Source organism: Prevotella sp. BV3P1, from assembly GCF_000479005.1.
Taxonomy (GTDB): domain Bacteria; phylum Bacteroidota; class Bacteroidia; order Bacteroidales; family Bacteroidaceae; genus Prevotella.
The window spans coordinates 140,215-162,460 of sequence record NZ_AWXC01000062.1; the positions used below are offsets into that span (position 1 = coordinate 140,215).

Sequence of the window (22,246 nt, forward strand, 5' to 3'; positions counted from 1 at the left end):
TCACTTGTGTGTCTGCCGAGAAAATCAAGAAACGTCTGGAAATCAGCCTTCAAGCAACGTATCTGGATCAGCCTGGTCTTGTCTATGAGCTGCTTCCCCTTGCGCTTTTTCTTAATCAAGCAGATGAAAGCCTAACGGGCTTCCGCACGGTGGATCTGCGGCTTCTTTATATTGTGGCGGGTACAGAATTTGTCAAGAAGGCGGTCTATCAGTTTGCTGCCGTCCTCCAAAAGGTTTGAGTCGGTCGGATAGCGAACCTCGGCATCGCAGCAGGTGGCGTCAACTCTCATCGTACCGCCATGGTCGTTGCCGTCCTCGTCCGTGCGTTCCCTCTTCGGCTTGCTTCCATCCACCTCCGCCAGCATCAAGGTAAGCATGTCCCTCCACATCATATTTGACACCAGGATTCGTAATGACTTCTATCTTCCTGAAGGTCGAAGCGGGGATGGTCCTCATCATCTCCGTGGGCTTGTTGCTCATCATGGTGTTTGGCTTGCCGTTCACATATACCTTAAAGTCTGTATGCCCTTTACTTTCACGACATCATTCCCTTCTACAGTAATCATAGGCACCTTCCGCAGCATTTCCAGCAGCGTCATGCTCCTGCTGTCGGGATCATCGGCTACATGATAGGTTATCTTGTCGAGTTCTGCCTTTATCAACGGGCGCGAGGCACTTACCTGCACCTCCTTAAGATGTACGGTCGAGTCGCTCATCTGTCTGATGGTATCATTGCGTGTCTGCGCAGAGGCATACCCCGTACAGACTATGTACAGCAGCATCATGAATATCAGCTCCACTGTCCGGCTTTCAGCTATTTTCTTCTTCATTCTTCCACGGTTTTTGATACATGAAACTCAAAGGTGCCACTGCCTAACAGTCCCAGACCATCGGTACCCTCCACGACCCCCATAAACTGCGTATTGATGTCGGAAGTCCAAAATGGCACGGTGGCATCTCCGTTCTTGTCAGTCTGGACAGAGGGACTCCATAGCAGTGTATTCCGCGCATCGGGTAGCGGGGACAGCATCTCCACAGAATCGGGCATATAGAACTCGCGTTGGCCATAGTAACCCTTGACACGCGTTATGTTATTCATACGGAGCAATTCCTCGTCGGTGTACAACTGCCCCTGATATAAAATTGATGTTATATCTGCAATATACCATTCTCCATCTTCTCCTGGTAAATACTTAATCAGTTCGTATCGCTTTCCTATCTCTGGCTTTAATCTCTTTCCTCCGTAATTGGCACCCGGTGACCCTGCCGGATGATGGGTATATCCTTCCCAATAGTCATTGAGATGTCCCACCGTTCCAGGCTCCTGCGAACCATCGGGACAAACCCAGGCAGTATTTAAATTAAATTGAGCCAGACTGTCCAATCTCCCCATAAACTTATCTCTAAAGGGCATCTTTCGCTTCCTGGTGACCAGCACTTCATTCAACAGCACTGTCCCTGCCGGAGTCATGATGGGCTTCACGTCTCCTTTTTCTTTCTCAACATTATCAAAATAGGATAGGTATGATTTTTTCGACTTCCTTATGGAGTCTATCAGTACCGTACCATCCGAGAGCGTCAGATGTGGCTTGAACTCTTTTCCCAGAAGTGGCCTGATATAAACATATCCACCCCGAAGCGTATTCATGACAGACACGGGAACAGAGAAGTTGCCCACGGAATCGGTCCATAGGAACTGGCTGTCCCCAGAAGGTCCGAACACCTGGATTACCTGCTCGCCTCCGTTGGTGGTATTTCTTTTCATCTTACGGCTTCCCACGGTTTCCATCCCTATGATACTGTCACATAGGAATGGTTTCCCATGGTAGGCCTTCCGACTTTCCTGCCAGATATACCGCCGCCACCCTTGCGTAAGAAGTAGCAGGTCCAAAGCATGCAATCTATCTGGATTCTTGTGGTCGAAGTAGTAGGCAGGGTGATGAATGTTGCCACGTATCTGGGTCGAGAGAAAATTATAGGACAGCATTGTTTCCCGGTAGGATTGGCTCATGTAAGCTTTATCAAAGATACTCATGCATATTTCTGCCTGTACTGGTTTCCCCTTGGAATCTGTCACATGTATCCTTACCTCTCCCCTGTCACGGCGTATATAGACTTCCTTCGACGGACGGGCTGTTATCGTCAGCTGTTTATCCGGCAGAACGTAGAACAGCCTTTCTGCTACTGGGCGTTGCTGTTCATCGTAAAGGGTTGCCTCGGCAATCCCCTGTCCCGCAAACTCGCTCGTAGGCAAAGTGATGATGAGGCTGTCTCGAAGTATGCCGCTGGCCTGACAGCAGGGAACACCACGCATCTGCACAAACAGAGTTATGCGGCGAGGCTTGCTTCCACGGGGCTGTCTCACCGAGAAAACGGCATTTTTACTGTCTGTGTGTTCCAAATGCATTACCATGCCCGAATGGAGAGAAGCGGGAAGGGGGAATTCATTTCCGCTGGTCAGTCGTACCGTGTATTGGACCCCCTCGTGAGGGACGAGCGAAAACTGCCCCATGCCGTCATGCACACTTTCTATATCCGATACCTTCACCCCGTCTTCGCACAGCCATCCCCTCATGAAGACAGGCATACCACGGCCGTCTGTTGACCTGAATGCGACATGATTCTCCATACCCAAAACCAGATAACCTCCTTCCGGATATAGTCCAAGGCTGATGCTGTCCTTGCATTGTGCAGGCCTTATATCTTTCGGATTCGGTGTGTTGATTCGGTCAACGACCCATATCTTTTGAGGGAACACGGCTTCCGTACTGTCTGCATAGAACGAAGACTGAGTATATCCCTCCACCCTGTACTCCCCGTTTTTCCAATGTTCCCCGATGAAGACGTGTCCTTCCGCCCGCCCACCGGAGATCGGATACTTCTCGTTCCACACAAGGCTGTCGGCGGAATCATAGATTCTCAGAAAGAGAGTCTGACTCCTGTTCGACAGTGTCAATAAGGAGCGGTCGAACAGCCAGGCTTTGAACCACATGTCTTCCCCCGTCTCATAGGTCTCCTTGCTGAAGAGCATGTACGGCTGGTCCTGAGGCAGTGCGGCACAGATTGCCTCCAAGTCTTGTGCAGTATGCGGTTGACTCTGACCTGATGCAGTCAGGAAGAACAGGCCCAGCAGGAGAGACACTCCGAGATTCTTACAGGTTCTCATAGGATACTTCTTACAATTACGTAGCATGAAGTGCGGTTGCACCCATGCTAAGATTAGATTACTTGTACGGATCGCAGTCACGATACTCTACAGCGACCACACAGACTCCAACACCACTCAGGCATTTCCCGCTTGCGGAGCAGTCTGAGCCTTGGACACACTCTGCATTCACCTCGGTCGTACTTACAAGATCAGCCAGGCTGATTCCTGAATAGGACTTTACCTTCCCATTTGGGGTAGCTAAGGACATTGCTACTATAGAACAGAAAGCAATACCAACACTTAGAAGTTTCTTCTTCATAATTAGTTGTTTTTTAATCTGCACCCAAAGGTTGTCATTTTTGGTGAATTTACAAATATTAAGATATATATATGATTGAATATCAAAAAACTTATATTTTTAGTAGAGCCCCGTTAACTCCTTTACATGATAAACGGACATTTGTCCGTTAACTCCCCCATAACTCCTAATAACTCCAGTTAACTACTTCACAGCCTCCTGCCAGTCCCTTCACATCCTCAGCTTCTGCAAGATATAATCCCTACACTTCTCCATAAGCCACTTAGGCGTGCTGGTAGCACCACAAATGCCAATGGTATTGACACCTTGCAACCAATCGAAATCGATTTCGTCGACATCCTCTATATGGTAACTATTGGGGTTCACACGCTTACACTCGTTGAACAAGACACGCCCATTCGAACTCTTTCGACCACTCATGAAGAGTATCAAATCATGCTTAGACGCAAAGTTAGCAATGTTGGGCATACGGTTTGCCACCTGCCTACAAATGGTGTCAAAGCTACGAAAGACGGCATCGGGCGAGATGTGCGATTGTATGTAATCGATCACGCGATGAAACTCGTCGAGGCTCTTGGTAGTTTGCGAATACAAATAAATATCGCGTGAGAAGTCCAACAGCTTCACGTCGTCCACCTTTTCTATCACAATCGCATTGCTTTGGGTTTGACCTACTAAGCCCAACACTTCGGCATGACCAGTTTTTCCGAAGATTACGATTTGAACATCAGGATGACTTTCGTATTGTTTTTTGATGCGTCGCTGCAAGGTCAACACTACTGGACAGGTGGCATCTATAATCTCGATGTTGTTTTTTCGAGCCAATTCGTAGGTTTCGGGGGGCTCTCCATGTGCTCTCAGCAACACTTTTACATCGTGCAGTTGGCGCAAATCATCGTGGTTAATGGTCACCAGTCCGCGTTCATGTAGACGCTTCACTTCAATACCATTATGTACAATGTCGCCCAAGCAGTACAATGTTCCGCCCTTAGCCAATTCTTCCTGCGCTTTCTGTATGGCGGTCGTCACACCGAAACAAAAGCCACTGCCACTATCAATTTCTATTTGTACCATCGGAAAATCAGTTCACATGGATGTCAATAATCACCTTGGGCAAGTCCGGGTCGTTGGTAATCATCAAGATACGAGGTTTACTCTTAGCTTTTTTCAATTGCTCTGCGATAGCCGTCACTTTGAGTTTGGCGGTCTGGCCAGGCTCCAATTTCGACTTGTTGAGAGATATTTCCAAGCCACCGGTGAACATCTGCACGCTCTCTATCTCGAGCTTGCTCTTCCCAATATTTTGGATGAAGATTTGTCCTTTCAGCTTTTTCTTACGTCCAAAGGTTCCCAAATCCAACTTGGTTGCAGAGAGTTGCATCTTCGGTTGGGGCATGTGCACGGCTGTTGCCTGCTCATTGAATTCAGGTAAAAGCACAGCTGATACGGTCAACTCATTATCTGGATTTACCTTATCGCCCGGAACAAAACCCATAAAGATGGATGTCTGGGTCAGTCCGTAGTCGCGTATCAGCTTGGAATTCAAGGTGATGGTTGCCACTCCGGCACGGCCTGGTGCAATGCGTGAGGGTGACACGTCGGCTGAGAGATAGTTGGGTAGATGCATCAAGATGGGCTGTGCCATCTGCGTCGTGTTGTTCTTGATGTGTATCTTAGCCTGCGGACGCTCGCCACGATTCACGTCATCAAACTCGATGTTGTTGACATCGGTTTGCAACATGCCTAAAGTAAAGGGATAAGATCCGCCAAAATCAATAATCTCATCCACGACTTTTCCCTTCAAGATCAACTCCAAAGGAGCGGCAGCGCCATTGCTGTAAATGCGAACCAGCTTGTTGAAAGTTCCCATTTGCTTGGCATCATAGGTGACTTTCACGACAGCCGAACCGTGTGATGCGATGGCTTGGCGGGGATAATCTACAGAGGTGCAGCCGCAACTGGTCAGCACTTTGCTGATAGCGAGTGGCTTGTCGCCGGTGTTCCTGATGTCATACGCCACCGTCACGGGAGCCTTATAAACGACTTGTCCGCAATCTATCACCTCGTTGACGGCTGTCATCTGCTGCGCAGAAGACAGGAGTGGAAGCACCATGAGCGCGAATATCATGAGTTTTCGATTCATCTTTTATTGTATATTCAAAGTTTTGGCAGCCTCCCTACCATTATACTCAGGACTGTAAGCACACTGAATGGTGCAAATACCCGTTTGGTAGGTTCCGGCTCTGTCTATGTAATAGTCTGTTTCTATGCGATGTTTTCCTTTGCCAAGGCGGTCGAAATAATAGTTGGTGGCATTGTCTTTGGGCGCACAGTAGTAGCCTTGATGATAACCACTCAACTGCCCTATCGGTTCAAGACATGCCGCACGCTTATCCTGTAGCTGCACAAAGTCGTAGTCGCGATCGGCCTCTATCTCGATTCTCACGGTCACCTTGTCGCCCACTTTCAGGCTGGTTGCAGGCTTACCATTATATAATAAGGTGCGAGTTACCTTAATTCCAGACGACTGACTGGCCACTTTGGTGGACTTCTGCATGAACTGTGCGTACACAGCTCCCCATGATGTGCCGGCTGAAGTCTTGTTCACAGCAAGCGTTCGCACATCCTTGCCCGGCTTCGACACCTTGACATAACCCAGACCTGCGGTGGCCTTAGGCAGGGCGACAGGCTGGTTATCTATCTTGATAACGGCATCTTGGGATGACTGGGTGAGTTTTTCCGTGGCGCCATGCAAGAAGGCATACACCGCGTTCACGCTATTAATGGGCGTGTCCCAGGTCTGCGTGCGCTTGGATTGCAACAGCCAACGTTGCATTTCCTCGATGCTGGGGTCGCCGGGACGCAGGCGTTTGGCGGCCTCAATAGCGGCCACCTGAGAAGGAATGCGATAGTCACACCAGGTGTACTGGGCGCGCGGCGTGTCGAAATAGCGTCCCATTTCTTCCTTGTACACGCTATATTCGTTGATACTTTGCAGATATTCTTTGGCTAATTCGTGTTTACCATACTGTGAAAGTATAATCGCAGAATTGGCTTTCCCATAAATCGTCAACGCGGAAGGCTTCTTGGCAAGTAAGTCAACAAGATATTTAACGGTGAATGTCGATGGTCTTTCTGCCAACGCATGGATGTACAAATAGTCGCAAGCCGCCTCACTGGGAGCCAGATTCTTGCTTCCTTTTGCTTTCAATTCTTTCAACTTAGCCACCTCTTCAGCTGCCTTCTTGTCCAAGTATGCAAGAGCCTGCCGAATGATTGACGTTGTTACCTGCTGCTTACCAATGAGCACATTCAACCGAACCAGCATCTTGACTACCGCCGTTGTCATGTAACGACTGCCCGACATGCCCTCCCACCAACTGAAAGAGCCGTCGGGATTTTGCAGTTTTGACAGCTTGTCGAGGGCGGAGTTCAATCGGTAGTCGATCGAATTTGGGTCGAAGAAAGTGACCAGTTGCTGCTTCTGCTCGCTCTCTCTGCTTGCATCGGCCACCCAAGGCGTTTCTTCAAGTACCATTGTTTTGAGTGATTGGTTCTTTTCCAGACTACTCATGAGCGAGGTCTCACTACCCTTTTCCTGCTTCCACAGGCTGATAGTCGACTTCAGTTGCGGTGCCTCGTTCAACAGATAGCGCCCAACGCTGTAAGCATAGTAGGCTGCTGACAGGCTAATGGCATTGTCGGCGTCGGGCGTTCCCATCGAGGGAAGTGCCTGAACCATAAGCCATGCCGGGTTGTTGGTGTACTCAATGGTCAGCCGATTAGCAGCATCATCCACGGGGAAGAGCTGTTTCAAGTCAATCGTCTTGGTGCCGGGGGCATGCTGCGTAAATGGTACAGTGGTGGTCACCCATTCCTTCGCAGGCAGAATGGGCAGGTAATGCTGTTCGCCATCGCTGTATCCCTTACCGCTTACCGTGACTCTCGCGATGAGCAACGACAGCTGCGGATGGGCTGCAAGCAGAGGAGTTACGTCAAAATCGAAGGCTACCGACACGGTTGTGTCGGGCTGTAGACGGCAGGTCTGCTGCCTGCTGAACACCACACCTTCAGTCTCGGGGTTGAGCAACTCCAGCTGCACGGTGCCTTCCACCACTCGCTTGGAAGTACTGATGATGCGCGCTGACAGCGTGGCATGGTCGCCCATACGCACAAAACGCGGCATATTGGGCTGCACCATGACAGTCTTTTGCGCCACAACCTCGTCCTTGAGCATGCCATGTTGCATCGCCTTGTCGTGCGCAAGGCCCATGAACTGCCATGTGGTAACACTCTCCGGCAAGGTGAACTTCAAGCTCACGTTGCCTTTGTCGTCAGACAACAAGGCGGGAAAGAAGAAGGCTGTTTCGCTCAAGTTCTCGCGAACGCTCTGTCGTGAGGCAGGCTGCTGGGGTTGAGATGGCTCTGCCAAGGCCGGAGAAGCAGCGTCATCATCAGATGCTTCCCTTGCATTGCCCCCTCCAGTTGTCGATTTCAGCATCATGGCACCTGACTGCTTAGCCGTCGCAGACATAGGCATGGCCTTCATCGCACGGGTTCCATACAGCCTGCCCTCAAGGGCTGCGAGGAGCACCTCCACCCTGGGGTCGATTGCAAACACATCGTCAAAACGACTGAAATCAAGATTCCGTTCACGAAGAGACGCAATGGGAGCATCACCATAGAGAACAGCTTCAGTAAAGTTTAACCCGCTCCATTGGGTAAAAGGCAAGGCTGGATGGTAGGTCGTATTGAACCTCCAATCGTGTTTTCTGATTTCATTAAGCGTCTGGTCGAACAACACAGCCATCAACTGAGCTTGTGCTGGCGAGCCATCTGGCTTGGTGATTTGCAACGACCACTCCTCCTTTTGCCCTGGGTTGAGGCGGTTGCGGAAAGTCTTCCATGTGACCATCAACCGCTTGTCGGGCTGCGGTTTTTGTATCATCTGACGATGACTGTATAGCTTACCATTCTTCACCCATGCGTAGTTGACAAGCAATCCCTTGTCATATTGGGGCAAATAAGTCAGCTTCTTCTTAATCAGTTGGTTATTGATTTCAAGCGTTCCACTATCAATGACACGGTCGCCAGCAATCATTGTGTACACCACATGCACCTGCTTGTCAGACGAACCGAACAACAGATACACCGGTTTGCCCTTGTGTGGGAAGGTGTCTGATGTGACATAAAAGAAATCGGAGGTATTGACAGCGGGTTTCTTGTCATCAAGAGAGAAGATGACAAACTTCTGGTCAAGCGTATCGTTGCCGCAAATGGCGACTAAATGATGCTCGCCCGAAGACAGATTCTTCAATCCCTGAACGGTCGGCTCATTGGTTTTTACTGAATAAGCATGCCCATCTATCGTATAATTTACTTGTCCATCGACAGGCTGACCTGCATTATTGATGTACCTGAAGGTCACAGGCGGGATGCTGTCTCGCAAGCTTTGAGCCGGCAAGTTACAGGTGAGCAAGGTTGGTTTGTCGCTCAATGGCAGGCGAGTTTCAGCCGAATGGCTTTCTCCGCCAGCGTCGGTGACATCGACATGAACCTCAAACGAATAGTAACGGGCAACGTGATGGCTGTAATCATCGGGCATCTCCATCGGCACAGGAACCGTGAAGCGTCCGTCACCGTCAGTCACCAAGGTGTCTTTAGTGACCATGACTTCCCGGTCTTTACTCATTCGATGGAACCACCACATGGCAGGTCTGCGCACAACTGTGTACTTAACTTTGGCTAATTGAACAGGAACGCCGGCGAAACTTTTCACACATCCAACCACATTCACGGTGTCACCCGCCTGATATTTCTCTTTCACTTCATCGAAAGAAACCTGGAAAGTAGGACGTTTATATTCTTCGACAGAAAAGTATTCGTAACCGTTGTTGCCAAAGTTTGTGCGCAATGAGAATATGCCTGTAAGTCCAGAGGATGGCAAAACAAAGTCGGTTGATGCGGTTCCAAAATCGTCCGTGACCACCTCTTTGGTGGCTATAACCTTATAATTGGCATCACGCAACGTCAAAGTCATGGTCTGATGGGCAACTGCCTCAGTACGCTCATCATCCACCCTTCGGTAAACAATGGCTGCGGCATGCACAGTCTGTCCAGGACGATAGATGCTTCGATCCGTGTATAGCTCTACCTGTGGACGAACTGATATTCGATCTTTTGAGAATTGTCCATAAGCATTGAAATAAGTTTCCGCACAAGCTTGATCTTCATCTGTATAAGGATAAATGGATTGATAGGACGGCCAACCCATTTCGTACACCGCCTCACCTTGCTCATTGCAGGTCAAGGTTTGGGAATGACGTTTGTTATCATAATTGTTACCGTTTGTGATTCTAATCTTAGCGTTCGGCAACGGCTGTCCTGTGGTTGCACTCACAGCAACCAATCGTACCCTGTTGTTGGGCAGTGTCTGTGACATGAGATACATATCGCTGACACGCAGCAAGGCCCGCTGTGGCTTTATGGACTTGTTGTTGGTGGTCATCTCCACGAGATACACGCCGATTGGCAAGCCTTTGATGGTCATCCTGTCGCGCATGACCTGATAGTCTGGCAAACCAACGTATCGCTTTGAGGCTGTATACACTGGTGTTTTAGAAGCAATATGCGACTTGATTTTTGCATAGTCGCGCGGGTCATTGGGATCAAATGAGGTATCGCCTTTCAGATTGAGGCGCCACACCGACATGTCCAACTGATTGATATTGCACATTTGCATGATGACCACTTGCCGCTCCTGATGAGGAATTTGGACGCTTTCACCCAATGAGAGATGGAACATTGGCAATGTCAGCCGTGCCTTTGCGTTGCGCAGTATGTTCATACGAGGCCACGCTCCCCATTGAGTCAGCGCATAATTGATGTAGTTCATCTTGCTTTCGGCAGAAACATCGTCAGCCTGTTCCATAAAACGATAGCGCTCTATGGCCAGCTCACCTGCCACAGGAAGATCTTTATAGTGGCCAATCAACGAATCGATGGTCAGCAGATATTTCGACTTCCTCACCTGCATCACGTCCCCATCTCTATCTTGTCGCACACGCAGCAAGGCCGTGATGCACGCTGCAGGACGGTTGTTTTGTTTTTGATAATAATCATGCAGCATCCCATAAGCCTTGGCCTCCATGCCCAACACATGCAAGAGATCGTTGCCGAAAATCTTACTGTCGATGCCTTCTATCACCATGGGCACATACTCAGAGGCCTTGTGAGCAGCCAACAAGTCGGGATGCGACAAGGATTTACGGTAATATTCCTCACTCAACTCCTTGCTGTTGTCTGACAATCGCTCATTCTCCCGATATAGCCGACCTAACGATGATTGATAAACAGCCGCTAAGACAGGATCCTGCTTCTCGGCCTTCTGCATGCTGGCAACCAGTCTTTCCACCTCTACCGTCAATGAATCGGGCGATACCTGATTAGCGAGGGAACCGTGTAGCAATTCGGCTTTCAAGAGATGGCCGTATCGTTTATCGGCCTGTGCCTTGGTTATAATCTTCTTCAGCACATTCATGGACGTTTTAGGTAGATCCTTCTGCTGTACTCGCTCATACTGCTTCCAAAGTACAGTATAACTGTCTGCCATCAGGTGAAACGGCAACATCAGTAAAGTAGCAATCAACATCATTATGATTTTTTTCATACCTTAACTCTTGTTTTTATAAAAGACTTAGGAAGCATGCAGATGACAGAACTGTATTCTACCAAAACACACACCGTTCGTTATTTGCAAAGATAGTGCAAGCCGAAGGCAAAGGAAGTCTACTTACTTTGCTAAGGCGACGCCTATCTTATGCAAAGATAACAAAAATCGAATAATAGCCGCAAGAATTATCATTCTTTATGACGAATTAAGGACAAGCTAAAAGTGGATGCCGACTAACAAATAAACAGAAATGATACCAAAAGATAAGTCACACCAAACAATACAATCCCCTAACCCTCATGAAGAAATGCCGTTGGGCGTGGAGGCATGGGGATAGAAACAAAGAAAAGATGTGCCAGTACGAAGCTGCTCAATGACGGTCTACCCTACACACCATCATCATCATCTTCTGTATCAGCTTCCGACTCATCACCCTCCGTGTTACCGGTATCCAACAGGGTATCTTTCTGGATGGATACAGCACCAAGGTTTGATATCTTCATAACCAAAGGAACATACTCGTCACTCATTTTGTCGGGCGAGCCGATACTCACTGCAAAAATGAGGTTGTTGCCTTCAACCTTGTCAAAAACAATGCCTAATAATGCACTGTTTTTACGATAAGATTCATCAACATAGTTTACAAAATCAGCTTTTGTAAACGTCCTACTATAGAACTCACTTTGATCCTTTCGAACGATACTCAGTTTAATCTTATTATCATAATATTTATTGCCTGCCCCATCATCTGCTAACGGTAGGGACTGGTCAGCTTGCCTTGAAACATTCACATGATACACCGAACCAACCCATTCTACAGGAATCGACTGCTCGTAATCGCTCATAGATTGCGTAGCCTTCTTCTTGACAGGCTTTGGCTTCTGCGTGATAATCGTCTTATCTTGTTTCTTTTCTGAACAAGATGAGATACCACAACCTACTACTATAATCAAAAATAAACGTAAAAACAATCGCATGAGTTGATTCTATTTTTAATGTTTCCTATCTTATGACTTACTTGTGGCGTGTCGAGCTTCATCCTTCATCATCAGGAAGAAAACCTGGGCCGTCCACCATTTGCAAAGGTACAAATAAAAAATGACAAAAAAGTCATTGCATACAAACAAGATAATAAAAAGAAAAGCGCCCACTAATCACTTAGGGGACGCTCCATATCATCCTGATCTTACAAACTAATTCTTACTGAATCACATTTAAATATATAAAAGTTCAGTTCTTGTATTTATCAAGCAATAAACGCACCTCATCGTTCGTTGGGCCAGGTCACAAATCTTCCTTCAACTCTAACAGGAGATTTTTAGCGGTACAGGGTCTTCTTTCAAATAGCCTGATGCCTTTCTTCCTTATTTGGAAGTACTTTTTCTCCCACGAATTCCATATTGCCAGCTCGTACCTTCACAGGCATGCTTCAAGATGCGTTAGTCAACCTCTCAATAGATGACTGTCAATTAAAAGACCGAAATCACTTAACTTTTTTAGTTGAAGTATAGCTAAATTACTGTGTCGATTTTATGTTATGACGAGAGTATGATAAAAAGGTTTAATCCTATCAATAAAAAAAATGAATTGAAACGGAGGTATATTAGTCAGAACGACCGTATCTTTCCATCTCAATAATTTGTCGTTGAACAAAGAGTGAGCGTACTACAAACGACACGATTTGTACATTATTTTACTCAAATAATGCCCCAAAAACGGCTCTTCAAAAGTTTCAAAATAGAAAAAATTGATAGGCAACCAGGGAGCAAACAAGTGATGATTCAGTCAGAAAAAACAGCTTTTCTCGCAAAAGCAATGAGATATCACGGTAAAAGGCATCACTTTGCACCACAAAAGACATGACATTACAGCGTTAAAGCATGCAAATTAGCATTAAAAAGCAATGACTTTGGCTGAAATCAACATGAACTACTGAGGATAAACAACGTATAAAGACGGTAGAACATTGTATATCAACACCTTACAAACATCGCTTATTTTCGGCGTATTTTCTGTCAGCAGCAAGTTTGTTTGTAAATAAGCCAAGGAGGAGAAAGATGATTGTCAAGAAAAATTACCGCAAAATGAACATTGATTACAAAAAATACTTAAATCGTTGCGGAAAACAACACATTGTTGTATATTTGCATGTAATTTATAAAATTAAAATATATAAAAGTAAAAATGGGACATCATAACTTAGACGCATTAGATAAGAAGATTCTCACCATGATTGCTGAGGATGCCCGCACTCCATTTCTGGAGATTGCCCGCGCATGCAATGTCAGCGGAGCAGCCATTCATCAGCGTGTGCAAAAACTGACAAATTTGGGAGTTATTAAGGGTTCGGGATTCATATTCGATCCAGAGAAGCTCGGTTACGAAACCTGTGCTTACATAGGCTTACACTTGAAAGATCCAAGTGATTTTGACAGAGTGGCCGAAGAGTTGAAGAAGATTCCGGAGGTGGTAGAATGCCATTGCCCTACGGGTGATTATGATTTGTTCATCAAGCTATATGCCACAAACAATCATCACCTGATGAGCATTATCTATGATAAATTGCAACCCCTGGGACTATCGGGAAGCGAAACCATGATTTCGTTCCGCACGGTGATCGATCGTCAACTGCCCATCGCTCAGATGAAGATAGAAGAACGCAGCGAGATGGTTGATGAAGAAGCTGAACCAGAGTCGTAGTTATACGCGAACGAAACAACACCAAGTGAAACGGGTGGAAGATAAATACATATTTGTGTATTTAACTTCCACCCGATTTGTTGGGTAGCGGCTGGCGCAGCTTCTACTCTTCTTGAACGAAAAAACTTAGAGCAATTTGGCCAAAGACGAATATTTGAGAATGGCTCTTGACTGACTAAGGAGCCGATAAAACTCGCGTGCGGAATTTTTGACATAGGCTTGTTTGAGCTGATGAATGCATCCCTCCATATCGTTGCCTGCCATTTCGAGCGGGATGGCAACCAAGCCATCTTCATCATGAATGGTGGCTTCGGCCAATATCGTGATGAGCTTGCTCTGTTTAATCAGCTTCAGCAAGATGCTCACGTCGTTGAGTTCAACGCGAATTTTAAGTTTGCTGTTTACACTATGAATCATATCGTCGAACGAGTTGCGAGCCTGTAAACCGCGTGCAGGCATGGCAGCATCGTACAGCACCAAATCGTCTAAGTTCAGCGACTTCCGCCTTGCCAGTGGATGTTGCTCGCTCACCACCACGGACAGATGGTTGTTGAAGAGCACATGGCTCTCTATCTTATCGTTTCTGTCGGTAGGTTTGAAGGCCAGCACAAAGTCAACTTCCCGTCGTTGCAACATGTCCATCAACTCACTCATGGTTTTATAAAAAACATTGAGGCGCACATGTGGATACAGTTTCATGAACTCAAGAACGGTCTCTGTAAGCAAAGGACTGAACGTGAACGTAACGCCGATATTCAATTCGCCCGTCAGCATGTTCTTCAGGTCGTCCATCTTCTGCGTGCAATCGTCGGCATCGATGATTACTTTTCGGGCATATCGCATGAATTGTTTCCCGGCTTCGGTGAGCGAAACCTCGTGACTGTTTCGCTCAAACAAAATGGTATCGAATTCATTCTCAAGCTGGCGTATCTGTTGAGAGAGGGTGCTCTGTGTAATGAACAGTGCCTTTGCCGCCTCAGAGAAATTCAACAATTCGGCCACCTTGAGAAAGTATTTTATTTGTCTCAGTTCCATAGTTAACCTCATTCAGTTTGTTACATCATATTCAATCTACGTTACGGGTAGCGCGATAGGATATCTTGTTGAGGAAGAAGATGGGCAATGTAGCACCCAACACCATTCCTAAAATGTCAAAAGCGCAAGTGAATCCGTTTGATGTACAAAGATACAAATAATGATTGAATAAATCTTCATCCTGTGTAAACAAACACATAACCAAAGCTTCGACGGTACGATAAGCATACATACCTGGAATCATGGGCAAAAGGGATGGGAAAGAGAATGTCTCAGGTGGACACTTAGCCATTCTTGCCAATGCCACTGCCATAAAACCAATGAACAAAGAGGCCACGAAACTGGCTACGATAAGGCTCTCTGGGTGATAGGCGTTGTTCATCAAGAAATATCTCACGCCATGGCCCACGGCCGAGATGAGGGCGCAATAAGGATACGCATTGTGGGGAGGGTTGCTGATACTGGCAAATCCTATGCCTGCCAGCCCCCCAAAGAATGCGTCTTCTAAAACGCATAAAAAGAATGCCATAACTATACGATTAAAACATTTTGAGATTCATCAGCAGTATGCCGCCAGCCAATCCTACAGAGAGGCAGAACGTGAGAATCATGGAATTCATGAATCTGCTGAAAGACACAAGATACTGACCTTGAATAAGATCACTGAGACTGTTGATATACGGGATGCCTGGTATGAGGTACAAAACACTGGTTGCCAGTGCCACGTCAGGCTTTTCACCCAGTCCGAAGACATATCCCGCCGTACCGATAACGGCAGAAAAGAAAGCACAAACCATGAAAACCAGTTTGACATCCACATGTTCTTCCAACAACACCTGCTTCAATCGGAATCCCAACAGCGTAGCCACGAAGACGATGATCATGGCCAATAAATCGCCACCGAACAAGCGGCAGAATGACATGTTGGCTAATGAAGCAAGGAACAGCACCACCCACTCGTTGGTAAACGGTGCAGAAATAATGCGGGCAAACTCGGTTTGAGCCTCCTCAAATTGTATTTGTCCGTCTGTAACTGCCCAACTGAGTTTGCTCAGTTGGGTGTTTTTATAAAAGCTGATACCTGTGTTTGGGGTCTTCTTCAGATATACCCTCGACTGTCCCGTTACAGGATCAAAGTGCGCCAAATGGATGCTGTTAGGCAGAATGGTCATCTCTATGTTTAGTTTCCATACCTTGGCCAAGCGGTCTACGTTTTTCGTAATTCGCGTGCACGTCGCCCCGCAGCCATAGAGCCATGAGGCATAGTCGGTAAGAAACAGGCATATTGATTTGGTTTGATTAGCTTTAGGTGGTTGGTTATTCTTCGTCCCAGTCATAGATGTCAAACTCATCTGAAAGTTCAAATAGTTTATGACCTTTGGTGTGTCTTCTCATTTTGACTGCTTCCCGCATGATGAGAATGACACCTAATATTAAAATAACACTACTCCAAATAATGATTTGATTGTCCATAATTACTATCTCGTTAAAGTTTGACGCTGCAAAGATAGGAGGATAAACAACCGATTTTACCCTCCTACTACGGTTTTTATCTATACCCGCATTCGGTAGAGGATGGTTGAAAATTGAGACATCAGGTTGTTTTGTAAACTTTAAACTAACCCTACAAAGGAACGATGTGCTAACGATAAAAAGGAAGAATAAATACTTGATAACATCATGACAAGCTGTTTGTTACACAGAATCACCTCGCATGATGAACTGATTGACGTTTACTCTTCATTTCTATGGAACGTTGTTACATGTTTAGTAAAAACGTTTTGATTTTCTTTCGCTTGGCATTTGGTTCTATGAATATCTGTTATTGGTTTTATCGTAGAAAGGAAAAAAAATGAACCTACCATGCGTCTTTCCATGATGATATATATATATGAAGATTCTAAAAACGACAATTATCTATTTGCCTTTCTTTGAAAAATAAATTATCTTTGTCATACCAAAACATGGTTCAATCATTCAGCACAAAAGCATTATGAGAAGTATCACATCATTTGAATTGCAGTATGCACACCGTTTTTGTAAAATACAATGGATGGAGTAGCAATTTCACTGCTAACTGATGTTTATATACATTATATATGAAAGACGCAAAAGCTCCTGATATTGATAAGAAGATATAGTTCGTCATCATACTGGTCTTTCTCCCGATTCTCATCTTGCGCGACTTCACTCCTGCGAATGAAGGTAGGTACCTCATCATTGCCGATGAAGCAATCAGGTCAGGTAACTTCTTTTCCTTCACGCTTCATGGAGAGCTTTATGCAGATAAGCCACCTTTTTATCTTTGGTTGGTGATGCTTTGTCGTTGGATATCGGGTGGACACCACATGATTTTGTTGAGCCTGCTTGCGTTTATTCCTGCTTGTAGCATTACCGCCATCATGCTTTCATGGACAAACAATTTGTTCTCAGAGCAATATCAAAAGGTGGTTGCCGGCTGTATGATACTTTTATCGTTGTTCCTCATCGTTTCGGCGATGTGAACAATTTTCATCTATTTTCGCCAGTAAGTCAAATTTATCAAATCACTGAACATCAACTTGTTGTGCATACACACTCAAGTATTTTTGAGATAAGCATGCAAACTCATTGCCTTTACCCGCCAATCTCTATGAGTTTGATGCCCAATTCACATGCTTTTGGCACCCAATCTCCATGAGTTTGCCAAACAGCTTGCATGCACATTTTTTTTGATTGCCGCACGCTTCCCCATCTACTTTGAAAATCATTTCGTATCTTTGTAGCAACGTAATAGAATTATCAATAATCTTCTGCCTATGAGTTTCAAATCATTGCTTCTTTTCGCACTCACCAATATGGTCCTTTCGGCCATGGCTCAAGTACCCCAGCTCGAGAGTTTTGAGTATGGAAATGCCACTTCGCCTACCAGAAAGGAATGGCAATCGCCCGAGCAGTTGGGCTACAACAAGCTGCAGCCGCGTGCCAATTTCACTTCTTTCGCCTCGACCGAAGAGGCGCGCCAGTATCTTCCGGAACACTCGTCTTATCGGATGAGCCTCGACGGCCAGTGGAAATTCCATTTTGCTAAGAACCCAGATGAGCGTCCAACCGATTTCTACAAGAACGATTATGACACATCCAACTGGGACAATATTACGGTTCCAGGTTCGTGGAACATTCAAGGCATTCAAAAAGATGGCAGTCTGAAGTATGGCGTTCCTATCTATGTGAACCAGTGGGTTATCTTCAAATACAACATTGCCGTTGACGATTGGCGGCAGGGTGTGATGCGTGAGCCGCCAAAGCACTATACCACCTACGAGTACCGCAATGAGGTTGGGTCGTACAAGCGCACATTCAGCGTTCCCGAGAACTGGGACGGAAGAGAAATCCTCGTGTCGTTTGATGGCGTAGACAGCTTTTTCTACCTCTGGATTAACGGCCAATATGTGGGCTTTTCCAAGAACTCACGTGACGTAGCCCGCTTCGACATCACGCGATTTGTGCACAAAGGCGACAACCAAATAGCCGTGGAGGTGTACCGCTCGAGCGACGGTTCGTTCCTCGAGGCACAGGACATGTTCCGCCTACCGGGCATCTTCCGCAGCGTGGCCATATATTCCACGCCCAAAACGCATATACAAGACATGGTGGTGAAACCAGCTTACATGGACGGAAACGGTGCTTTGCAGATTGCTACAACCATAGAAAACCTGGGCAAGAAAGCCGTGAAGGGCTATCAAATTGATTATCTTTTGTACGAAAACAAATTGTTTGGCGACGATAATCATTTAGTATCTACCTGGTCTGCCGATGCTGCCATGTCATTGAAAAGTGGCTACAGCGCCATCATCTGCAACCACTTTACGATACCAAACATCAAGCCGTGGACACCCGAAGACCCGCGCGTGTACGTTCTTGTGGCTCTGTTGAAAGACAAGAAGGGAAAAACCGTTGAGGCCATCAGCGTGCAAACCGGTTTTCGTTCGGTAGAAATTAAAGACACGCCTGCTGCAAAAGACGAGTTTAATTTGGCTGGCAGGTATTTTTATATCAACGACAAGCCCTTAAAACTCAAAGGAGTAAACCGCCATGATACCAATCCTGCCACGGGACACGCCATCAGTCGCCAGCAAATGTACGATGAGATTATGATGATGAAGCGTGCCAACATCAACCATGTACGCACCTCGCACTATCCCAACGATCCTTATTTCTATTATCTTTGTAATAAATATGGCATCGTTTTGGAGAGCGAAGCCAACATTGAGAGCCACGAATATTTCTATGGTAAGGAGTCGTTGTCGCATCCCATCGAGTGGCGTAAGGCGCATGTGGGCAGGGTGATGGAAATGGTACATTCGCTCGTCAACGAACCGTGCATCGCCATTTGGAGTTTGGGAAACGAGGCTGGTCCCGGCAAAAACTTTGTTGCAGCATACCAAGCGCTGAAGGCATTCGACACTACTCGCCCGGTTCAATACGAACGCAACAACGACATTGTAGACATGGGGTCCAACCAATACCCGTCCATCAACTGGGTGCGCGACGCTGTCAAAGGGCAGATGAACATCAAATATCCTTTCCATATCTCTGAATATGCTCACTCCATGGGCAACGCTGTGGGCAACTTGCAGGATTATTGGGATGCCATTGAGTCGACCAACTTCTTCATGGGCGGTGCCATCTGGGACTGGATTGACCAAAGCATGTACAACTATACGAAAGACGGAAAACGCTATCTGGCCTACGGAGGCGACTTTGGCGATACACCTAACGATGGCCAGTTTGTCATGAATGGCATCATCTTTGGCGACATGCAACCCAAGCCTCAATACTTTGAGGTAAAAAAGGTCTACCAAAACGTGGGCATTTCGTGGGCGAACCAGCAAGATGGCACGCTCGACATCTTCAACAAAAACTATTACACAGACGATTTAACCGATTATGAAGTGCATTGGTCGCTGAACGCTGATGGCATTCGTGTAAAAAAAGGTGTGTTGCCTTTAGGCAGCGTGTTGCCACGCCAACACAAGACGGTGCGCATTGATGGACTTTGCGATGCACTGGATGACGGCAAGGATTACCGTCTTGACGTCAGCTTTAAGCTCAAGGCCGACAAGCCTTGGGCAAAGGCTGGCTATGTTCAGGCTGACCAACAACTGGAGCTTCACAAAGCCATAACGCGCCCTTCGCTTGCATCTACGATGGATAAGAGCCTGCAGCCGCTCAAGGTGATGCAACAAGAATCCAAAATTACAGTGACTGGTAACGGAAACACCATTGTGTTTGACAAGTCCACGGGTTCGCTCCATAGTTTGACATACGGTGGAAAAACCATCATCGCAGCAGGCAACGGTCCCAAGCTCGACGCCTTTCGTGCATGGGTCAACAATGACAACTGGGCTTATCAGGCATGGCATGAAAATGGATTGCACACCCTGCAACACAAGGCATTGGATTGCAAATGGGCGAGAAACCGTAACAGAAGCGTGTCGCTCAGCTTCAAGGTAGAGAGCCAGGGCCTGTCTACAGCCAAGTTGGAAGGAGCCGACAAGAATTGGAAAAAATTGGTGGAAACGGGAAAACGTCCCGACTTCAAGTTCACTACCAACGTCATCTACACCGTTTATCCTGACGGAAGCGTGGAAAGCCAAAGCAGCATCACCTCTAACAACCCACAACTCATCCTGCCTCGTTTGGGCTATGTCGTGAAGTTGCCTGCTGACATGCGCATGATGGTTTACAATGGTCGTGGCCCAATAGGTAACTATCCTGACCGAAAAACCTCCCAGCACGTCGGCATTTATGAGCAGCAAGATGTGGCCGATGAGTTTGTAAACTTCCCCAAACCGCAAGACATGGCCAACCACACCGATTCGCGTTGGGTGGCATTGCAGGGTGAAGATGGACGGTCAGTCATCTTCGCTACGACCGCAACAAGTGACATGAGTTTCTCCGTTCTGCCTTATTCGGCTCTGCAATTGGCCATGGCTAACCATCCTTACGAGTTGCCACAGAGCGACGGTATCTACCTCCATCTTGACCTGGCCATTACCGGATTGGGTGGAAACAGCTGTGGACAAGGCGCTCCTTTGGTGGAAGATCGGGTGAAAGCGGTACCCCACACCTTCGGATACGTCATTCGTCCCGTCAGTGACATGCGTTCCACGACACTCAATGCGGCAGGAATGGTGAGCCCATCATCAGATGTTCCGCTTTCAATCACACGCGACAACACGGGACAGGTTACCATCAAAGGCCAGCAAGGTCATACGATTTATTATCAACTCAACGGTAAAAACAAGACCATGAAATACGATGGACCGTTCAATCTGCGCAACGGCGGTAAGGTAAATGCGTGGCAGAAAGAATCGAACTTCAAGTACGAGGAATCGTTTGACAAGATAGAAACCATTCCTGTAACCGTGAGTTTTGCATCCAGTGTTGAAAGTGGAGAGGGGGATGCCAGCCACCTTGTCGATGGCAACCCACGCACTTACTGGCACACCATGTACAGTGTTACGGTGGCCAACTATCCGCATTGGTTTGATTTGGATTGCGGATCGTCCAAGATACTTAAAGGCTTTACCTATTTGCCGCGTCAGGATTCGCCAAATGGCCGCGTCAAGAACTACCGCGTGCAGGTGAGTGATGACGGCAAGAGCTGGAGCAAGGCTGTCGCGGAAGGTAACTTTGAGAATGGTATGAAGCAACAACGCGTACTGTTCAGCAAGCCTATTAAAGCGCGATATGTGCGTTTTACCGCACTCAGTTCACAAGACGGACAAGACTTTGCCACCTGTGCAGAGTTCTCTGTGTTGCAATAAGATTAGACAAGGCGATGTGTTAATATATATTAATTACGAATGATTCTTGACATCTGTTTGTCACTTTTCAATTAAAAGCATTACCTTTGCATCCGCAAACAGAAATGACAGCATTTGTTGAGGTGCGTTAGTTCAGTTGGTTAGAATGCCTGCCTGTCACGCAGGAGGTCACGAGTTCGAGTCTCGTACGCACCGCCAACCAGTCATTTCTCAATGCACTTGGTGCGTTAGTTCAGTTGGTTAGAATGCCTGCCTGTCACGCAGGAGGTCACGAGTTCGAGTCTCGTACGCACCGCCAACGAATAGTTTAGACATCAAGTCTGAATGGATTTAACAACACATCAGTATCATAGCTCCACGGAGTTATGATATTTTTTTGATCTCTACCCGTGATAAAGGCTCAGTAGAAATTTCCTAAATCTGTTAAAAAGCACAAAAAGCAGATGAACCAAACATTTACTTTTCCGCTTTTTATTTATTTTTGCACACATTTATTTCAATAAGTTTCCACAAATGAAGAAACAATATTTCATCTTGATTTTAACAATGGTCGTTTTCTG

General features: G+C 46.6%; 15 protein-coding genes and 2 tRNA genes. 6 read left to right on the forward strand and 11 right to left on the reverse strand.

Annotated features, from left to right (window positions below; translation table 11 throughout):
- The first annotated feature begins 8 nt into the window (after positions 1 to 8).
- Positions 9 to 239: a hypothetical protein gene (locus tag HMPREF1254_RS11325; protein ID WP_023058763.1), complete on the forward strand. Its 231-nt coding sequence runs from the start codon at positions 9 to 11 to the stop codon at positions 237 to 239.
- 40 nt (positions 240 to 279) lie between these two features.
- On the opposite strand, the gene HMPREF1254_RS12400 is transcribed toward HMPREF1254_RS11325, so the two are convergent.
- From HMPREF1254_RS12400 to HMPREF1254_RS11365, 7 genes are all read right to left on the reverse strand, one after another.
- Positions 280 to 483, reverse strand: coding sequence for a hypothetical protein (locus HMPREF1254_RS12400; protein ID WP_231385857.1), 204 nt, complete (start codon positions 481 to 483; stop codon positions 280 to 282).
- Positions 484 to 500: 17 nt separating this feature from the next.
- Positions 501 to 830, reverse strand: a complete 330-nt coding sequence (locus HMPREF1254_RS11335) for a hypothetical protein (protein WP_023058791.1) — start codon at positions 828 to 830, stop codon at positions 501 to 503.
- Positions 827 to 3,166 (reverse strand): hypothetical protein, encoded by a 2,340-nt coding sequence (locus HMPREF1254_RS11340; protein ID WP_036878224.1) that lies wholly within the window; start codon positions 3,164 to 3,166, stop codon positions 827 to 829. The genes HMPREF1254_RS11335 and HMPREF1254_RS11340 overlap by 4 nt, the downstream gene beginning before the upstream one ends.
- A 511-nt stretch (positions 3,167 to 3,677) precedes the next feature.
- Positions 3,678 to 4,541, reverse strand: coding sequence for a 4-hydroxy-3-methylbut-2-enyl diphosphate reductase (locus HMPREF1254_RS11350; protein ID WP_023058776.1), 864 nt, complete (start codon positions 4,539 to 4,541; stop codon positions 3,678 to 3,680).
- Between the two features lie 7 nt (positions 4,542 to 4,548).
- On the reverse strand, positions 4,549 to 5,610 hold the full coding sequence (locus tag HMPREF1254_RS11355; protein WP_023058752.1) for a DUF1573 domain-containing protein: 1,062 nt from the start codon (positions 5,608 to 5,610) through the stop codon (positions 4,549 to 4,551).
- Between the two features lie 3 nt (positions 5,611 to 5,613).
- A complete protein-coding gene (locus HMPREF1254_RS11360; RefSeq protein ID WP_023058812.1) occupies positions 5,614 to 11,136 on the reverse strand; it encodes an alpha-2-macroglobulin family protein in 5,523 nt (1,840 codons plus the stop codon).
- Positions 11,137 to 11,525: 389 nt separating this feature from the next.
- Positions 11,526 to 12,092: a DUF4738 domain-containing protein gene (locus HMPREF1254_RS11365; RefSeq protein WP_231385858.1), complete on the reverse strand. Its 567-nt coding sequence runs from the start codon at positions 12,090 to 12,092 to the stop codon at positions 11,526 to 11,528.
- 1,231 nt (positions 12,093 to 13,323) lie between these two features.
- Between HMPREF1254_RS11365 and HMPREF1254_RS11370 the strand changes: the two genes are divergently transcribed.
- On the forward strand, positions 13,324 to 13,839 hold the full coding sequence (locus tag HMPREF1254_RS11370; RefSeq protein WP_023058758.1) for an Lrp/AsnC family transcriptional regulator: 516 nt from the start codon (positions 13,324 to 13,326) through the stop codon (positions 13,837 to 13,839).
- 126 nt (positions 13,840 to 13,965) lie between these two features.
- On the opposite strand, the gene HMPREF1254_RS11375 is transcribed toward HMPREF1254_RS11370, so the two are convergent.
- The 4 genes from HMPREF1254_RS11375 to HMPREF1254_RS12215 are packed head-to-tail and all read right to left on the reverse strand — an operon-like array spanning position 13,966 to position 16,347.
- Complete coding sequence (locus HMPREF1254_RS11375; protein WP_036871763.1) at positions 13,966 to 14,874, reverse strand: LysR substrate-binding domain-containing protein; 909 nt, start codon at positions 14,872 to 14,874, stop codon at positions 13,966 to 13,968.
- A gap of 31 nt (positions 14,875 to 14,905) precedes the next feature.
- Positions 14,906 to 15,403, reverse strand: a complete 498-nt coding sequence (locus HMPREF1254_RS11380; RefSeq protein ID WP_023058770.1) for a threonine/serine exporter family protein — start codon at positions 15,401 to 15,403, stop codon at positions 14,906 to 14,908.
- A gap of 10 nt (positions 15,404 to 15,413) precedes the next feature.
- Positions 15,414 to 16,211 carry a threonine/serine ThrE exporter family protein gene (locus HMPREF1254_RS11385; RefSeq protein ID WP_196806308.1) on the reverse strand — a complete coding sequence of 266 codons (798 nt, stop codon included), beginning with the start codon at positions 16,209 to 16,211 and terminating at the stop codon, positions 15,414 to 15,416.
- A complete protein-coding gene (locus HMPREF1254_RS12215; protein ID WP_023058731.1) occupies positions 16,192 to 16,347 on the reverse strand; it encodes a hypothetical protein in 156 nt (51 codons plus the stop codon). Before HMPREF1254_RS12215 ends, HMPREF1254_RS11385 begins: the two co-directional genes overlap by 20 nt.
- A 704-nt stretch (positions 16,348 to 17,051) precedes the next feature.
- Here HMPREF1254_RS12215 and HMPREF1254_RS11390 point away from each other — a divergent pair.
- The 4 genes from HMPREF1254_RS11390 to HMPREF1254_RS11405 all read left to right on the forward strand — a co-directional run bounded on the left by HMPREF1254_RS11390 (position 17,052) and on the right by HMPREF1254_RS11405 (position 21,984).
- Entirely contained in the window at positions 17,052 to 17,378 is a 327-nt protein-coding gene (locus tag HMPREF1254_RS11390) for a hypothetical protein (protein ID WP_036878222.1), read from the forward strand.
- Positions 17,379 to 17,672: 294 nt separating this feature from the next.
- Entirely contained in the window at positions 17,673 to 21,686 is a 4,014-nt protein-coding gene (locus HMPREF1254_RS11395) for a glycoside hydrolase family 2 TIM barrel-domain containing protein (RefSeq protein ID WP_023058719.1), read from the forward strand.
- A 121-nt stretch (positions 21,687 to 21,807) separates the two neighbouring features.
- Positions 21,808 to 21,884 (forward strand) — tRNA-Asp (locus HMPREF1254_RS11400).
- Positions 21,885 to 21,907: 23 nt separating this feature from the next.
- Positions 21,908 to 21,984, forward strand: a tRNA-Asp gene (locus HMPREF1254_RS11405).
- Positions 21,985 to 22,246: the final 262 nt, after the last annotated feature.

What these genes read in the sequence shown, in the direction of transcription:
- HMPREF1254_RS11385 (WP_196806308.1), bottom strand. Translation starts at nt 16,211, where the DNA reads ATGACTGGGACGAAGAATAACCAACCACCTAAAGCTAATCAAACCAAA.
- HMPREF1254_RS11350 (WP_023058776.1), bottom strand. Translation starts at nt 4,541, where the DNA reads ATGGTACAAATAGAAATTGATAGTGGCAGTGGCTTTTGTTTCGGTGTG.
- HMPREF1254_RS11380 (WP_023058770.1), bottom strand. Translation starts at nt 15,403, where the DNA reads ATGGCATTCTTTTTATGCGTTTTAGAAGACGCATTCTTTGGGGGGCTG.
- HMPREF1254_RS11355 (WP_023058752.1), bottom strand. Translation starts at nt 5,610, where the DNA reads ATGAATCGAAAACTCATGATATTCGCGCTCATGGTGCTTCCACTCCTG.
- HMPREF1254_RS11360 (WP_023058812.1), bottom strand. Translation starts at nt 11,136, where the DNA reads ATGAAAAAAATCATAATGATGTTGATTGCTACTTTACTGATGTTGCCG.
- HMPREF1254_RS12215 (WP_023058731.1), bottom strand. Translation starts at nt 16,347, where the DNA reads ATGGACAATCAAATCATTATTTGGAGTAGTGTTATTTTAATATTAGGT.
- HMPREF1254_RS11340 (WP_036878224.1), bottom strand. Translation starts at nt 3,166, where the DNA reads ATGAGAACCTGTAAGAATCTCGGAGTGTCTCTCCTGCTGGGCCTGTTC.
- HMPREF1254_RS12400 (WP_231385857.1), bottom strand. Translation starts at nt 483, where the DNA reads ATGATGAGCAACAAGCCCACGGAGATGATGAGGACCATCCCCGCTTCG.
- HMPREF1254_RS11375 (WP_036871763.1), bottom strand. Translation starts at nt 14,874, where the DNA reads ATGGAACTGAGACAAATAAAATACTTTCTCAAGGTGGCCGAATTGTTG.
- HMPREF1254_RS11370 (WP_023058758.1), top strand. Translation starts at nt 13,324, where the DNA reads ATGGGACATCATAACTTAGACGCATTAGATAAGAAGATTCTCACCATG.
- HMPREF1254_RS11395 (WP_023058719.1), top strand. Translation starts at nt 17,673, where the DNA reads ATGAGTTTCAAATCATTGCTTCTTTTCGCACTCACCAATATGGTCCTT.
- HMPREF1254_RS11335 (WP_023058791.1), bottom strand. Translation starts at nt 830, where the DNA reads ATGAAGAAGAAAATAGCTGAAAGCCGGACAGTGGAGCTGATATTCATG.